14 protein-coding genes and 1 pseudogene are annotated in these 15,031 nt (G+C 64.4%); 2 read left to right on the forward strand and 13 right to left on the reverse strand.

Annotated elements, in window-relative coordinates:
* The 11 genes from BAY61_RS18245 to BAY61_RS18295 all read right to left on the reverse strand — a co-directional run bounded on the left by BAY61_RS18245 (position 1) and on the right by BAY61_RS18295 (position 9,309).
* Positions 1–1,410: a TadA family conjugal transfer-associated ATPase gene (locus BAY61_RS18245; protein ID WP_091808818.1), complete on the reverse strand. Its 1,410-nt coding sequence runs from the start codon at positions 1,408–1,410 to the stop codon at positions 1–3.
* Positions 1,407–1,841: a hypothetical protein gene (locus tag BAY61_RS33590; protein WP_245865201.1), complete on the reverse strand. Its 435-nt coding sequence runs from the start codon at positions 1,839–1,841 to the stop codon at positions 1,407–1,409. The genes BAY61_RS18245 and BAY61_RS33590 overlap by 4 nt, the downstream gene beginning before the upstream one ends.
* 101 nt (positions 1,842–1,942) lie before the next feature.
* Entirely contained in the window at positions 1,943–2,230 is a 288-nt protein-coding gene (locus BAY61_RS33595) for a hypothetical protein (RefSeq protein WP_245865204.1), read from the reverse strand.
* A gap of 38 nt (positions 2,231–2,268) precedes the next feature.
* Positions 2,269–2,850: an SAF domain-containing protein gene (locus tag BAY61_RS18255; RefSeq protein WP_245865206.1), complete on the reverse strand. Its 582-nt coding sequence runs from the start codon at positions 2,848–2,850 to the stop codon at positions 2,269–2,271.
* Between the two features lie 1,161 nt (positions 2,851–4,011).
* A complete protein-coding gene (locus tag BAY61_RS18265; RefSeq protein WP_143021427.1) occupies positions 4,012–4,572 on the reverse strand; it encodes a hypothetical protein in 561 nt (186 codons plus the stop codon).
* A 76-nt stretch (positions 4,573–4,648) separates the two neighbouring features.
* Positions 4,649–5,161, reverse strand: coding sequence for an A24 family peptidase (locus BAY61_RS18270; protein WP_176879835.1), 513 nt, complete (start codon positions 5,159–5,161; stop codon positions 4,649–4,651).
* Between the two features lie 288 nt (positions 5,162–5,449).
* A complete protein-coding gene (locus BAY61_RS18275) occupies positions 5,450–5,986 on the reverse strand; it encodes a winged helix-turn-helix transcriptional regulator (RefSeq protein ID WP_245866230.1) in 537 nt (178 codons plus the stop codon).
* A gap of 144 nt (positions 5,987–6,130) precedes the next feature.
* On the reverse strand, positions 6,131–6,844 hold the full coding sequence (locus tag BAY61_RS18280) for a 5-formyltetrahydrofolate cyclo-ligase (RefSeq protein ID WP_245865208.1): 714 nt from the start codon (positions 6,842–6,844) through the stop codon (positions 6,131–6,133).
* A 14-nt stretch (positions 6,845–6,858) separates the two neighbouring features.
* Positions 6,859–8,085, reverse strand: a complete 1,227-nt coding sequence (locus BAY61_RS18285) for a helix-turn-helix domain-containing protein (protein ID WP_211323622.1) — start codon at positions 8,083–8,085, stop codon at positions 6,859–6,861.
* 166 nt (positions 8,086–8,251) lie between these two features.
* On the reverse strand, positions 8,252–8,848 hold the full coding sequence (locus BAY61_RS32975; protein WP_143021428.1) for a hypothetical protein: 597 nt from the start codon (positions 8,846–8,848) through the stop codon (positions 8,252–8,254).
* Complete coding sequence (locus tag BAY61_RS18295; RefSeq protein WP_146225285.1) at positions 8,845–9,309, reverse strand: hypothetical protein; 465 nt, start codon at positions 9,307–9,309, stop codon at positions 8,845–8,847. Before BAY61_RS18295 ends, BAY61_RS32975 begins: the two co-directional genes overlap by 4 nt.
* Before the next feature lie 781 nt (positions 9,310–10,090).
* Between BAY61_RS18295 and BAY61_RS18300 the strand changes: the two genes are divergently transcribed.
* Positions 10,091–10,828 carry a DddA-like double-stranded DNA deaminase toxin gene (locus tag BAY61_RS18300; protein ID WP_091808828.1) on the forward strand — a complete coding sequence of 246 codons (738 nt, stop codon included), beginning with the start codon at positions 10,091–10,093 and terminating at the stop codon, positions 10,826–10,828.
* A complete protein-coding gene (locus BAY61_RS18305) occupies positions 10,825–11,232 on the forward strand; it encodes an Imm1 family immunity protein (protein ID WP_091808830.1) in 408 nt (135 codons plus the stop codon). Before BAY61_RS18300 ends, BAY61_RS18305 begins: the two co-directional genes overlap by 4 nt.
* Positions 11,233–12,431: 1,199 nt before the next feature.
* Here the strand turns inward: BAY61_RS18305 and BAY61_RS34020 are convergent.
* A pseudogene (locus BAY61_RS34020) lies at positions 12,432–12,686 on the reverse strand (hypothetical protein); the annotation flags it as partial.
* A 155-nt stretch (positions 12,687–12,841) separates the two neighbouring features.
* Positions 12,842–14,635, reverse strand: coding sequence for a thiamine pyrophosphate-requiring protein (locus BAY61_RS18315; protein ID WP_091808833.1), 1,794 nt, complete (start codon positions 14,633–14,635; stop codon positions 12,842–12,844).
* Positions 14,636–15,031: the final 396 nt, after the last annotated feature.

Genomic DNA, 15,031 nt, shown 5'->3' on the forward strand with positions numbered 1-15,031 from the left:
TCACCGCAGGCTCCTGTCCGACAAGCCGGTGGGCCACTGGGGAAACCCGTGAGGCTGGAGCCGTTGGAAGAGATCGTTGCTGGGTGGGTAGGCGGGCACGGCGCGACCATCGCCCTGGCGTGGGGCGAAGAGTCGTGTCGTGTCCGGTCGGCCGGAATCACCGACCGGCCCGACTTCGAGGACTTCGCTGACGAACCGGGAACGGCGACGTCGGCCGTCGAGCTGGTGGTCGGACCGGGCGATGTGGACGACGAGATCGATGGCTGAGGCGGCCCACTGGTGGGCCGCCTCGATCGGCAACGGCGGGGTGGCGAGTTGTCCGAGTGCACCGATCCGGTCGAACACCGCCGAGGCGGTGGTGGCGTGCACGGTGCACATGCCGCCCGCCGCGCCATTGCCGAGGGCACGCAGCATCGCCGTGACTTCCCCGCCTCGGACTTCGCCCACGATGACCCGGCTCGGTGAGTGCCGCAGCGTCTGCTTCAGGAGGTCGTCCATCGAGATCTCCCCGATGCCTTCCGAGTTGGCGGGCCGGGCCTCCAACGGCGTCACCAGCAGACGAGGGCCGATATGCAGCCCGAGTTCGTACTCCTCCTCGACGGTCACGACGTGTTCGGACGCGGGGATCTCACCGCACAAGGCGCGAAGGAGAGTGGTTTTCCCGGCGGCGGGGCCGCCGCACACGATGATGTTGCACCCCGCTCGCACGGCCGAGCGGAGGAACGCCGCTAGCAGGGGGTCGAGGGTGTCGTTGGCGACCAGATCATCGAGTCCCACATTGACCAGGCGGTGGCGGCGGATCGCGAGGCGGGGCCGGTCGCTGATCTCCATCACGGCCGCGACCCGGGCACCGAGTGGGCCGCCAGCGGCGATGCGCAGGTTTCCCAGCGGGCGACCGGCGTTGAACTCTCGTGAGGTCTGGCCGTGGCGGGCGAACATCGCCGCGATCATGTCGATCAGTTCCTGGTCGGTGTCGGCGATCGCGTGGGGCCAGCGCTCGAGCGTGCCGTTCGCCAGTTCCAGCAGCACGGTGTCACAGCCGTGCACGTGGATGTTCTCCACATCGTCGCGTCGCAACAGCTCTTCGAGCGCGCCCAAGCCGGACAACGCGGCGGCGACCGCGCGCACCAGCCGCTGCTCGTCCTCCACCGGCAGCGGCTCGTGGCCGCTCACCGCCCGATGGTGAACCCATGCTGCGACCTCGTCGGCCACGTAGGCGCGCATGCGCGCTTGTTGTTCCGCCATCGTGAACGGTATGCCCCCGGCGGAATCGTCCGCGGCGGCTCGTTCCAGGCGCGCGGCGACGGTTTCCCGGATCTCGCGGACATCGCGTGACCCGAACCGGCCCTCCGCGATACTCCGCAGCGGTGGCAGCGCGGAGGGGTGTCCGTTGTGCTGCAACGTCATCATGCCTCCCTCAACAGGGCGCCCGCCGACACGGCGGCCGTCGTGGAAGCCGGTTCGACGGTGGTGGTGTAGCGGTGATGAGTCGCATGTAGATGGAGGGCGGCATGGTGGGCACGACGCAACAGCGCCGATCGCCGTGAGCACACGCCGCCGTCGAGGCCGTCCGCGAAGACCGCGGCGGCACGCGGATCGGCTGGAAGCGTCACCGCAGCGGGTTTCTCCACGGCGGCACAGACTTCCCGCGTGCCCGCAGGGGTGGTGGCGCACACGGCCAGCGCCACCCGGTGAGGCGCGATCCGCTCGGCGAGCTCGGCCAGCACGGGACGGGCAGCCAGCACATGTCGCTGCGTGGGCCGCACCGCTATCAGCACCAGATCCGCGGCCAGCAGCAACGGCCACGGCGTCTGCTCGCTGTAGCGGCCGACATCAACCAACGCATCGGCCGGATACCCCGCTGCGGTTCGGACGGCCGCGAGCGCTGTCGTCAGTCGCCTCCACCCTGCCTCGCCTATCGCTGCGTGCTGGCTTGGCGAACTCAAACCTGCCAGCCGACGTGGGGTGCCGGAGGTGCCACGTGAAGGTGTTCGCCGAGAACTGCGGGATCGCCTGCGGGGGCGTGCCGGGTGGCGGTGGCATAGGACAGCAATCCGCGGTCGCGGCGGATCGTGCCGGTGACCAGCCACTGCCCCAGCCAGCCCGGTACCAGGTCACCGCCCGCCGGATCACAGTCGGCCAGGACCACCGGCGTGGGCCACGTCGAGGCCAGCGCCGCGATCGTGGTCGTCGCGCCGGGCGACCCTTTACCCGAGACGATCGTGACCATCGCCACCACTCTCACCGCCTTCCAGCGAACTAGTAGCTCTAGGCACCCGGGCCGAGCTGGACGACAACGACCGGGGCGCCTGCCAGGTCGGTCGCGGTCCGCGCGGCGTCTTCTCCGACGACGACATCGACCGTGACCGCGCCCGTGGAATCCGGCGGGCCGACCCCCACCACGCGAGCGCGCAGCGGCTTCGCCATGTCCGCCGAGCCTTGGGTCGCATCGTTGTTTCCGGCACTGTCCTTCGCCGGGCTCACCTGAACCAGGTCGCCGGGAGCGACACCGCGTGCGGGCAGATTCCCCGGTTTCACCGGGAGCCCGAGCAGCCGCTCCCCCGGCCCGGGAAGTAACTCGGTGCCCAGTTGCGCGGGCGTGAGGACAGTCCCGGCCGGCAAAGTTCCGCGCGCGACTTGGCCGACGGTGTCGGCGCGCTGGCTGGCGGAGATGAACGACAGTCGCTGGTCGGGAAACACCTTCGCCACCCCGAGATCGCTCTCGGCGACAGGCTGGCCCCACCTCACCTCACGGGTCAGCACCAGCACGTCGACCCGGTCGTCTTGACTCGTGATCAGCGCGTAGTTGCCGTAGGTTGCGATCGCGGCCAGCACCACCGCCAGAGTCACCAGCCACCAGCGCCGCCGTCGCGGGAGCCGGGTACCGCGGCCGTCCCACGCTCGCCCCGGCCCGGTCGAGTCGTCATCGCTCGATGCCGACTGCCGGGAAAAAGACACAGCACTACCCACTGGGGTCTCCCTCCCCATTCTTTGGAAAACTCTCTATTCCGGCAGAAAGACGAGGTGCGATCCCGCAAAACTGCCGTTGTATGGCTCAGTTCGCGCGCAACGCCTGCACTTCGGCGACAACGAACGACGCGGTCGCCCGCGAACTCATCTCCGGAAAATCGCCACCCAGATCGGTGCTCCCGTCCGACCCGACCCACGTCACCACCCACCGGATCGCCCACTCGGCAGTAACGTGGTCGTTCGGTTGCCCCAGCGACGAACGCGTGTACACGAAGCCGCAATCCGGGCTGGGAGTATGCAATCCGTACGAGCGGTCATACGGCGTTCCGGGACCGGAACAGGATGTCGAGCCACCGGTTCCCGAATCGATCGTCATACCGACCGGAACCGCGGTCACCTCAGCCCACACCGCTCCTACCTGGACCCGTTCGACAACGGGCTGCCACACATCGGGGTCGGTCCAAATCCAGGTGTGTTCCCCAACGACAACAGCGTCCCTCCCATCCGGCAGCCGCACATCCGGCGAATGCTCAGGAACCGGCAACGGCAACCGCATCTGCTCAAACGCCCGTGCCGCCAACTCAGCCGGACTCGGAGCCGCTGCCGCACCCGCCGCGTCAGGCGACGCCTCGTCGTCCGGCACAGGGTCGAGGCAACGGATTCCGTACGCGTTACCGCTCGGCGCACCAGTGCCGGACACACCGCCCACTCCGAACGCGCCGACCGCACACCCGGGAGGAATCGCACTCGGTTCCCCCGCAGCCGCGTACGTGCCAGCAACGTCGTCCTGTTGTGGCACCGAACCCGCGACAGGTGCTCGGCCAGGCCGAATCGGCGCGTGCCCGCGTTTCTCCAGAGCTTCCATGTCAACCGACGGCGGGGCGAAACGGCCTGATATGTCTCCGGGAACCACCATGACCTGACCGTCGTCTCCGGGCGGAGGTTCGGCAGCAAACCCCACGTGAGCCGAGCCGAGCATCGCCGCGGCGGCTACTGGCAGGACGCCCATCGAGTGTTTCAGGGCTCTGCTCCGGGGCACCATCAGCACGTCCCGCCTGGGAAGGAGACCTGCGCGACCTTCCACTGCCCGTCAACCCGCTTCAACTCGGCATTGACGGGGTTGCGTTCAACACCAACGGTCTTCCGGTCTCCGGTCTCAGCGTCCGCTTGCCCGGTACGCGAGGCGTCCTGGCAATCGACCACCGTGGCAGCGTCTCCGGCGACCTCGACAGACACGATGCGAGCGGTCACGTCTCCATAGACGGTGATCCCGGCCTGAGCCTGGGATCGAACCGCGTCGAGCGTAATACTGAGCTGCGGCTCCACCATCACCGCGCCCAGCTCATCGCGCCAGGTTTCCTCCGGCTTGTCATCAATAGTTAACGAAACGACCCAAAAGTCAGAGTAGGCCGCTTCAATGTCCTTCCCACTGTCCTTATCGGAGGGTGTCGCAGCGTTCTGAGAAGGAGCGGACAGGTTCGGCGACGAGGCCGTTGCCGCGGGCTCGCTTCCGGCGCTGCACCCCGCACCCAGCAGAGGTACGAGCACCGCACTTACAACGGCGAGCCGCCTCACTCTGCGACGGGTTCCAACCTTTGCCACGTAGCCCTCCCCAGTTCTTCGGAAAGCCGGTCAGTCCCACCCCCGCAGCCCCACTGACCGTCTTCCCATCGAGTACTCACAACAACACGATGCTCGCCAACGCCCCGATGATCAACGACGGCCCTGCCGGAAACCGCGACCCCATGTTCCTGGAGAACACGGCCACGACGAGCCCCACCAACGCTGTCAACCCGCTCGCCGCCAACAGTCCTGTCAGCAGCCCGTCCCACCCGAACCAACCCAGGTACAACGCAAGCGCACCGTAGAGCGCCGTATCCCCACCACCCGTGTGGCCGGGAAAGCACCACTGCACCACAAAGGCCAGCGCGAACACCGCCACGGCAGCCAAACAGGCGAACCCGAACCGCGCCCACGCGGCTTCGGCAGCCGCAGCGCCGAACAACGCCATCGCCACCCCACCAGCGAACGCGGCCACCAGAGGAAAAGGCAGACGGCGCAAGCGAAGATCGGTGACCACCAGGCTCGTCCCCAACCCGCAAGCCCAACACCACGCCAGCAATTCCGGAGTCGCACCGAAACGAACCCACCCAGCAACCCACAGCGCCACAACGACGACCGACGCCGACATCGCCACACCAGCTCGACGTCGACCGCTCACACCCCTGGCCACGTCAGCAGGGCACGGCACGACCGTCCTGCTGTCGGAGATTTGCAGATCCGCCATGGCCGCGACCTCCTCCCAACGCTGTGACCTGGGTAATGGGTCCTACACATCTACGCGGTCGCCGGTGCAACTTCCAGTCGAGTGTCGTCCACCGCCCCATCGGTCAACGACAAGATCCACCCGTCCGGAGTAGCACGATCACAGAACGGGAGGGGCCACAACAACGATTGGTCTAACCCACGCGGGGTATCGTCAAGACGAACGCCGATCCGCTCCACCGCGCCGAGCTGAACGTCGCCCCGCACGGCGATGCTGAACAGTCCCGTCAGCGTTGTCGAAGACCTCGTCATGTCGACGCACCCACGCCTGCATCTGCTCCACGACGGGAAGCAAATCAGCCCCAGCCTTCGTCAAGGTGTACTCGACAGAGCGATTCCACCCATCCGACAAAGCCGTGCGGTCGACCAACCCTTCGGCCGTGAGAACCCGCAGCGCCTCGGTGATCCGACTTGGACTCAACGTCACCTTGGCACCGGTCTGACGATCAAGAAAAGTCCAGTCAGCCACCATACGAGCAAGATCGCGAGGCCGATGTGGTCCATCTCGAAGAAGGACGAGCACGGCGAGATCCCAGCTTCCCTGGAAAAGCTTGCTGATGTTGTAGGTATCAGCCGCCAACTCCCACGTGGCCCCACGCATTCGTCCTCCCCCGACAGCCCGACGACCTTTAACCCTGAGCTGCCAACGAATATCGCGCCCTACGCCTGCTGCGGTTCGCACGCTCAGCATCTTGATCACGTGGCAGCGAATCCTACCGACAAAGCAGACATTATGATCAAATGTCAACATCGGTGCGTCGCACCACGCCTCGATCCTGCGAGATACCGCGCGAAACCTCGTTCACTCGTTCGGGTGTTCGTCGGCCAAGTCTCGCTAACGTTGGCGCGCCCTGAGCGCCGGAATCGCAGCAATCTTGTCCGCCGTCAGATCGGCCCAGACGAGTCCATCTGGCCGCCGACGGTTACCACATTCGATCGCTTCATCCGGCGTCAGAATGACATCGACGGAGAAGTCGTGCCGAGTCTCCGGTATCTCGTCGCCAATGACTTGCAGGCGGTGCACTGGTGCGACTATCACTGTCTCGTCGGTGACAAGACCTGCTTCGATCAGCAGCGCGACTTCCAGATCAGAGTATCCGGCGCCCTTCCCGAGTCGCGCACCCGAACGGTTCACCGCGACGCTGCCGCACACCACGATGTCGATCGGACGCATCGCGTCGACGCCGACCCGTTGCGCTGTCTGGGCCGTACTCTTCTTGTCCGCCACCTCGGTCGCTGAGACCGAGAGCGCGGTTGGATCCAGAAGGAAGAACGGTTCCAAGGTGGCCATCTTGGGTACGGCCATGTACAGCAGCTTGCCGTCCTCCAACGCCCGTACGCGCACCGAGAGCTGAGCATTGTCAGGGTTCGCTTTGACTGTGGAAGCTGTTCGCCAGGCCGCCAATTCAGCCAGCCGTTCAGTTGCCGCGTCGGCTCCGTCGAAGGAAGGGATCTTGCCGTACGAATCCGGAGGGACGACTCGCGCGTCCACCAGCCTCCGCCACACAGTCTCACGCAGGGCCATCTTGGCCTGGTCGATATCGGGCACAGACTACTTTTACCTCAAGCGGCCATCAGTGCGAAGAGTCGATCGTTGATGTCCTGCACGTTGGACTCGGTTCGCCACTGCTGGAGTTCCTGCCCGGCGGTGAAGACGAGGTTCAAGCCACCACCGCCTCGGGTCAGTTCCACCGCGTCGATTGCCCTGTGCATGGTAGTCGCGGCTTCGTCCAGCTTCCGTTGACGGATGAGCGACAGCGTCAGATTGCCGAAGGCTATGGCCTGGCTCTTCTTCTTACTGCTGAGCATGCTCGCAGTCTGCTTCAAGAGCGGCTCCGCGCGCTCGGGTAGACCGAGATAGAGATAGCAGGAACCCGCTAGCCGGTTGAACTCCTTCATGGAGTACAAACCTTCCGAAGGGTCGAATCCGTCAACCCGGTCGGCCCGAGTTTCGGCCTTCTTCAAGGCTGTTTCGCAGGCGCTCCGGTCTCCCAGGATGGCATAGCCCTCAGCGACATGGAGCAGGCTCAGTCCTGTCAACGACGGACTCCATGACGCTGCGGTCTCGGCCGCTTCCTGAGCGAGCAGCAACCCCTTCTTGGGGTTCTGCTCGCCGTACAATGCCACGAAGCTCTTCCGCAACACGGCGTACGCCTGAGCACCAGGATTGCGTACTTGACGGCTGGCATGAACAGCCTGGTCCAAGTATGCACAGGGTCCTGTGTGGTCCTTACGCTGACTAACGTCCCAGACCAACTGGCCCATGAGGGTCGCTGATTCGGCCTCCACCTCGAAGAGCGCCTTCTTCACCCGCCCTGAAGCGTGCTCGTGCAGATGCTTCACTTGCCCAAGGACCTGTCCGGCCGCGCCAACCAGCTCCGTCGACGGCAGCTCGTCGTATGCCGCATCGAGCTGTGAAATCCGGTCTTGTATTTGCGCCACCGCGACAAGATCAACCGAAGCCGGGTTCCCCAACACGTATTCGACGCGGTCGGGCGGCAGGGAACATGGCTGACGAAAGCTCTTTTGCTCCGCATACGCACGTTCCCACAACGCGGTCAACGAGCCTCGCGCATCGAGTGCGTTGTCAATCGCCCGAACGACTGCTTCGGACGGCAGGTTCCTCCCGACCCGCTCCGCCATCGACATGTACTGGCGGGTGTAACCGATCCGCTGAGAGAGCACGTTATGGCTGAACCCGAGTTCCTTTCGGCGACGTCGAATCTCGCGCGCGAGCTGGGCAGCGTAGGACCCCTCATCGCCGCGTGACGGGGTTCCGCTCTCGGCCACGATCCTCCCCGGGTCTGCGTATGGACAGGTCAGAGTGCGTTAGCCCGCTGTCCTACGACACCGTGGCGTCACACTAGCTGGGATACTGTCCCTCGCCTCCGCGAAAAGCGCCACCAACGACCACCTCGGCGCTACCCGGAACACCCCGTAGCGGGTGCGGCCACGATTACGTTCCTGGGTCGGGCACCCCGAAGGCGGCGGAGATCTCCGCGCGAAGGTCGGTGATGTCGATCCCGGCTTGTTCAGCTTCGATCATCCCGAGTTCCAAGAGGTGGAAGCCGCGACGCCTCAGGTAGTCTCTGGCCTCGTTGAGGTTCGTGTTCATGAGCGCGTAGATCATGTGTGCTTCGGCGTCGACCGCTCTATTGATCCGCCGGAGCTGGACTTCGACGTTGTGAGACGGAGGGGCCGGGTCCGGTTCACGCGGGAAGCAAGCCAGGCGCTCCCCGATGGCGGAGACCTCGGTTCCTATCTGGTTGATGTCATATGGGTCGCGGTCCGCGTCTTCGAGGTAGGCGGACAGGTAGCCAACGGCCTCGTAGGCTTCACGACGCAGGCGTTGCTCGGCTTCATTCGGCGGCTGTCCTGACGAAGAAGATGACCAAAGCCGTCCTAAAGCTACTTCCAGGATGCCTCGTCCCCGGCGTTGGAGGTACTCCAAGGTACCGCGACTCACCATGTCCACCTCATCCAGCACATCGATCAGGTCCTCCCACTGGCGACGCGTGAACGAACGACACCGTCGCATTCGGCGAAAGATCATCGGTTCAGTCCCTGTGCGGCAAGAGCAAGGATCGCTTTACCGTGCTGCACAAGGTGCGAGCCCAGCCGCCCGAGAGCGGCGCGCGCCGCTCTGTCGTCGCGATGCAGAAGCAGCGCCGCTTCCGCTCGGACCCCAAGGTCCAAACGCGACCGCGCCGCATCCAGATCGATGTCGGCGAGACAACGCAGCGCGCGAATCTCGTCGACCCAGTGTCGTTCCTCGACCGAGTAAGCGTCTGCGGAGAACTCGGCGATCGGGCGCCATCCAGCCCAGAACAACACCTCGGCCTTTTGCCAGTCCTCGTCCAGCATCGCCTCCGCGATGAGGGCGCACTGTTGATCAGCGAGCGGGACCGTGAATTCCTCAGTGTCCAAGTTGGCGTCCGGACGCACCGGCCAACTGGTTGGCGCGCGTCGTGCCATGAGCTGACTTGCCGAACCGTGCACTGTCCTGCTGACCATGACCGTCACCCTTCCCCTGCAGGCGAAGACAGGGGCTCCGTCTGATCCGATGCGTTCACGGAACCGATCTCCGCAGGACGATGCAACCGTGCGATGAGCCTGCGCACGCGGCCTGGCGCCCGATGTCGTGCCGAGCGTGCCAGCTGCGGACGATGCGCACAGTGGTAACGCTGATCCCGATGAGCGACGCACGCTGGGCAGGATGGTAGCGGCTCACACACCATCGGCGCGGGCATGATCGACCGGCGGCAGAGCGTGCGCATCCCGACAGCATCGTGGGCGGTAATGGCTCGTGCCATGTCCTCGTCCGTCACCAGGTGGTCGAAATCGTCGTCCTCGGATGTCACCCAGATTGTGTGCGGAAATTTCCTCACCATTACCTCCGATACCCTGCCCGTAAAGTCAGTCGAAGTATTCCGATAGCCAATCCTGGCGCACACCTTGCACCGCTTTTCTTGTCCGCCAACTGCGCCTATCCGAACATTCGACGCTGCTGAATCGCAGCAACCAGATCACAACAGCAAGCCATGATTCGGAAGGGGGCAAATACCTTCACGGCAATATTTGCCCCGTCAGCGTTCAGCGCTGGACGACCGCATCCGAATCGGAGCCCGGAAGATAACTGTGTTGCAAAAGCTAGTCGCAATGATTCGACGGAACGACCTTTACGCTCGCTACCACGGGATTCAGCCGTGAAAGGCTACTTATGCGTCCTTCAATGACTGGGGATTCTTGGTACACATGACATGGGCACCAGGCTTCGGGAAAAGGAGGGGACACGATGTCGGTCGGCGATCTGCCGAACAGCATCGGCAGTGCCGTTGACCGGATCCGCCTCGCCCGTGCTGCCATCAACGACGCCAGCTCAGCTACCACCGAGGCAGCCGTACACCTTGCCGAGGTCACAGCAAGTTCTCACGATCCGGATGTCCACGCCGCAACCGGAGCACTTCACCAGGCGACCAGCGAACTCGGCGAGCGTGCGAACCTGCTGGACATCATCGAATCGAACCTCACGACGTACTGCGAGCGGTTACGCGGCAGTGGTGGCGATACCGGCTTCCCTGGACCGGCCCCACACGCGCAGGGCCACGCGAAGTCGGAGGCTTCGAGACCGCAACCGGCACCGAGCCGGGTGGAACGCGTGCGCGGGGAACTTCCCACCCGGGTGGCCTCGGGTCGTGGGCAGAAGACGCATGGACGATGGTGGTCAACTGATGTTGAGGCAGTTCCCATCACGAGTGGTGTGGATGCCCGTTCGAAGCGGGTGAATGACATCCTGCTACAGCAGGGGTGCCGGTATGTTCCGGTGACGACCAGCGCCGATGTCGAGCTGAAGGTGGCGGCGCAGATGCGCGACGAGGGGATCATGCACGCCAGCCTGGTGATCAACAACCGACCCTGCCGCGGCCCGCTGGGCTGTGATTCCCTGCTACCAATGGTGCTACCCCGGGGTGCGGTGCTCACCGTGTACGGCGAGGACGGATTCGAACGTCGCTACGAAGGAGGTGCGGGATGACCCGCGTAGAAGCGTGGTACGACCCAGATCAAGAGGAAGCCGTCCCGCTCACCGGGCAACCCGACGTCGACGCCTTGCTCGACCGGATGCTGGCCGAGGCCACGCAAGAAAACGTGCGCGTACAAGCGGACCTGCACTACCGCAGCGACGACGGCGAAGCGATCCTGCAAGTAGGCATGGGCAGCGACACGGGATTCGTCGGATACATCAACGACACCGACCGAGTGATCAGCTCCAACGGAACAACCGACCCCGGCGACGTGTCATTCGACTACATGACCCACGAACGAGTCGTCCCCGCGACCTCACTCGTCAGCATCACAGCAGTCCGGCAAGTCGTGCACACCTTCACCCAAAGCCCCCTGACGCGCCCACAAGGCCCCATCACCTGGGTAGCGGTTTAAGGCTGACGGGCGGGAACCCTAGGCCCTTCGTCCATGAACGGCCCGCTCTTCACGGGCTCAGAAGGCAATAGAAAGAAAGTCCGACATGGCGACGGGCATGCAGATTGATACGCTCTTTCCTGCAACCGATCGGTATGCTTCTTCCACTCGGTCTCACTTACGGGTGTCATAGCGCTGATTGCGTTAACGAGGTGCTGATCGGCGATTCCGCTGCGGTGAATGACGGAGTTCCGCATTTCCCTGCAGCACATGAAAGCGGGCCAACCACTCGACGTCAAAGAAGCCTTTCGCTCGCCCAGCAAGATTTCCGTGCATCTCGTACGCTCTCGCAGACCGACCACCAGGAAGTTGGAGGCATTCCAGGATGAAGCCCTCGTGGATAGCCAGCGCTTGGGGCACCGCCATTGCGCCCAGGTGCTGCTCGGCACCCCGCAGGTAGGTTGGCGTCATCGGGCCCGAGATCAAATCTCTTGATGTGGGCAATCGTCGGGAAGATCTCCGACAAGAGATTAGGTGAACAGCGACTAAGCTCCAAAACTGAGCGGAGATCTGCGTGCCCGCTAAGAGGGCCTGGCCATCATGGCGAGCTCCCGATGAGGCCGAGCGCCGAGACTACACGCAGAACGGAGCTTCGCTTCAGGCAAGCTTCTCTTCACGGCCGGGGCTGGATGCCCAGCTCACCGCTGAAAGCTCCCGAGAAGGCTGGAACCTTCTCCGAGAAACGCGCCGGGGAACAGAACGACTGAGCCTGAACTTCAGCGACGTCGCCCGCGCCCTTCACGAGCTAGCCACAACCCTTTCTAAGCCGCCCAATTTAGCTGGTCCTGGACGAGTGGAGCAGTGCGCCCCGGGACATCCAGCCCTACCTCGCCGAGTTCTTGAAACGCTGCGTTCTGCCATTGGCAACGTTCACTGTCAAAGATTACGGCTATCGAGCAACAGAGTGCGCTCAGAACTATGCCCCACCCCGATACCTTCATCGGCTTCGAGCTAGGCGCCGACATCGGGGCCAATCTCGCACACGACGATTTCATGGTCTATGAGAAGAACGAGGAGAGGGCCTGGCACCTTCGTGCTCGTTGGAACTATCCGTGGCTGCCCCTTAGCGCGCAGGCCGCCTTTGCAGAGTCGGCAGCCTCAGCACCCGGTGGATTTCAGCCCAGTGCTACACGGGTCTGTACACATTCCCCCTGACGCGATCACGAATCACAATTCCCAGAGGGGTCAGTTTCGCGGGTCGGATCAGGACCAGTTTCCAAGCCGCGCGACAGGGCCACATGCTTGAAGTGAGTCCATGTTCCACCGCCCCTCGACGAGTTCATCGAGAATGGTGCATCGGGTCGGATCTGCGATCTCCTTCTACTCATGGGCGTACCGGCGATGGCTGGCCGCATTTCGCCGGAGACGCGCCAGCCGGTTCGTTCGTCCCATAACAGCATGAGGTCGCGTCCGGGATGCTCGGGGAATGTTCAAGGAGTGCAATGTAGACAGTTTCGTCCTCCGCGACCTCGCGGCAGATCGCCTCCGCGGGATGCCGAGACATTCATCGACTCTGTGCACATAGGATCACGGCCGCCGTTCCCTCGGTGCCGGTCTTTCGGGTTTGGAGTCAGGATCGTCTACCGGGAAGGATTTCCTGGAGCTTCGTCTTGGCTCCCTGCATGACGAGATGAAAGGCGTTCGGGTCGCCGCGCAGAACGGATTCGGTGGTGGATTTGACCTGGTCGAGTGTTGCGTGCGGAGGAATCGGCGGCACCTCGGGATCGCAGTACACGTCCAGCACGGCCGGTCCTTCCGCGGACAACGCGAGATCCCATGCGGGTCCGATGTCCGCCGGCTGCTCGACCGTGACGGCGGTCAGTCCGAGGCTACGGGCGAATGCGGCGTAGTCGACGTCGGGTAACGATTGGGATTGCTCGAACTTCGGCGCTCCCCCCATGGCACGCAGTTCCCAGGTGACCTGGTTGAGGTCGTTGTTGTGGAAGACGCAGACAACACACCTCGGGTCTTCCCACCTTTCCCGGTACCTGGCGAGAGTGATCAGTTCGGCCATGCCGTTCATCTGCATGGCCCCGTCGCCGACGAGCGCGATGACCGGCCGGTCGGGGTGGGCGAACTTCGCGCCGATGGCGTAGGGAACCCCCGGACCCATGGTGGCGAGTGTTCCAGAGAGGGAACCTCGCATGTCTTCCCGGAATCGCAGGTTCCTCGCATACCAGTTGGCCGCCGAACCCGAGTCGGCGGTGACGATCGCGTTGCCGGGAACGCGTTCGGACAACTCGTGCACGACCCGCATCGGGTTGACCGGGTCGGCTTCCAGCATGGCCTGCCGGTGCATCGTGTCCAGCCAGCCGGCGACGTTGTCCTCGACGGTCTGTCTCCACGTCCTGTCTTCGTTGCGCCGCAACAAGGGGATGAGCGCACGCAAGGTGGCCGCCGCGTCACCGACGAGGTTCACCTCGGTGGGGTAACGCATTCCGATCAGACTGCCGTCGATGTCGATCTGCACAGCGCGAGCCTGCCCGAACCCGGGCAGGAACTGGGAATAGGGGAAATTCGAGCCCACGATGAGCAGCGTGTCGCAGTCGCGCATCAGTTCGTAGCTCGGCCTCGTGCCCAGAAGTCCAATGGCCCCGGTGACATACGGCAGGTCGTCGGAGACTACGTCGATGCCGAGCAGCGCTTTCGCTACCCCGGCCCCCGTCAGTTCCGCGACCTCGGCGACTTCGGCGGCGGCGGTTCGCGCTCCCTGGCCGACCAGTACCGCCACCTTGCGGCCGGCGTTGAGCACCTCGGCCGCGGCGCTCAGGTCCTGGTCACGGGGAACCATCGCAGCCCTCGGCCGGTCCGGCGGGCCCGACGGCACATGTTTGAACGCGTGCTGTGGAGGCGTGTACTCCTCTTCCTGCACATCGGCGGGAATGATGAGGCCGGTGGGGGCGCGCCGTGTCGCCGCGGTCCGCATGGCCCTGTCGAGCGCGTTCGGCAATTGCTCGGCGACGTTGACTTCGACGAGGTATTCGCAGGCGACGTCCTTGAAAAGCGCCTGGAGGTCGACCTCTTGCTGGTAGTAGCCGCCCATGGCGCTGCGGGCGGTCTGCCCGACGATCGCGACCACCGGTACGTGATCGAGCTTCGCGTCGTACAGCCCGTTGAGCAGATGAATGGCTCCCGGACCCGACGTCGCCATGCACACCCCGACATTCCCGCTGAACTTCGCATAGCCCACGGCTTCGAACGCCGCCATCTCCTCGTGCCGCGCTTGGATGAACGCGGGCCGGTCGGCCGCCTTGCCGAACGACGCGACGATTCCGTTGATCCCGTCGCCGGGATAGGCGAACACCTGCCCGACACCCCACTCGCGGAGCCGGGTCAGCAGGTAGTCACCAACGGTCTCGGCCATGTTTCTCTCCTCAACTGCGGGGCTACTCCACTGTCCGAGTACCCCCCGGACGGAAGGCGACACATGAGCCGCGTACGGCTGTTACCCGTGGTGGCGAATTGGGAGGACATCTCGTCGCGACGCATTGCCCTTCAGCCCTGGTTTGACCGAAACGGTAGCGCGTGAGGTGGGATACGACGACGCCGGTGAGCGCCGTCCTCGCGGACTCGCGCACTGGGCCAGGCGCGACCCGGCTTGTGGTTGACGGGCGGGCCTGAGGAGTCAGTGGGTCCGCCTCGCCATCACCGGTACCGGCACGCGAGGGATTGTAGCGCCGGCGAAACCTTCCGGAAAACTCTGCGTTCCGACGCGGTGTCCCGTTCCCGGTGAGATAGTGAACCCGCCGTCGCGCACGCG

The organism is Prauserella marina (genome assembly GCF_002240355.1).
GTDB classification, from domain to species: Bacteria; Actinomycetota; Actinomycetes; order Mycobacteriales; family Pseudonocardiaceae; genus Prauserella_A; species Prauserella_A marina.

What these genes read in the sequence shown, in the direction of transcription:
- BAY61_RS18245 (WP_091808818.1), bottom strand. Translation starts at nt 1,410, where the DNA reads ATGATGACGTTGCAGCACAACGGACACCCCTCCGCGCTGCCACCGCTG.
- BAY61_RS33595 (WP_245865204.1), bottom strand. Translation starts at nt 2,230, where the DNA reads ATGGTCACGATCGTCTCGGGTAAAGGGTCGCCCGGCGCGACGACCACG.
- BAY61_RS18270 (WP_176879835.1), bottom strand. Translation starts at nt 5,161, where the DNA reads ATGTCGGCGTCGGTCGTCGTTGTGGCGCTGTGGGTTGCTGGGTGGGTT.
- BAY61_RS18275 (WP_245866230.1), bottom strand. Translation starts at nt 5,986, where the DNA reads ATGCTGAGCGTGCGAACCGCAGCAGGCGTAGGGCGCGATATTCGTTGG.
- BAY61_RS32975 (WP_143021428.1), bottom strand. Translation starts at nt 8,848, where the DNA reads ATGATCTTTCGCCGAATGCGACGGTGTCGTTCGTTCACGCGTCGCCAG.
- BAY61_RS18295 (WP_146225285.1), bottom strand. Translation starts at nt 9,309, where the DNA reads ATGGTCAGCAGGACAGTGCACGGTTCGGCAAGTCAGCTCATGGCACGA.
- BAY61_RS18300 (WP_091808828.1), top strand. Translation starts at nt 10,091, where the DNA reads ATGTCGGTCGGCGATCTGCCGAACAGCATCGGCAGTGCCGTTGACCGG.
- BAY61_RS18305 (WP_091808830.1), top strand. Translation starts at nt 10,825, where the DNA reads ATGACCCGCGTAGAAGCGTGGTACGACCCAGATCAAGAGGAAGCCGTC.
- BAY61_RS18315 (WP_091808833.1), bottom strand. Translation starts at nt 14,635, where the DNA reads ATGGCCGAGACCGTTGGTGACTACCTGCTGACCCGGCTCCGCGAGTGG.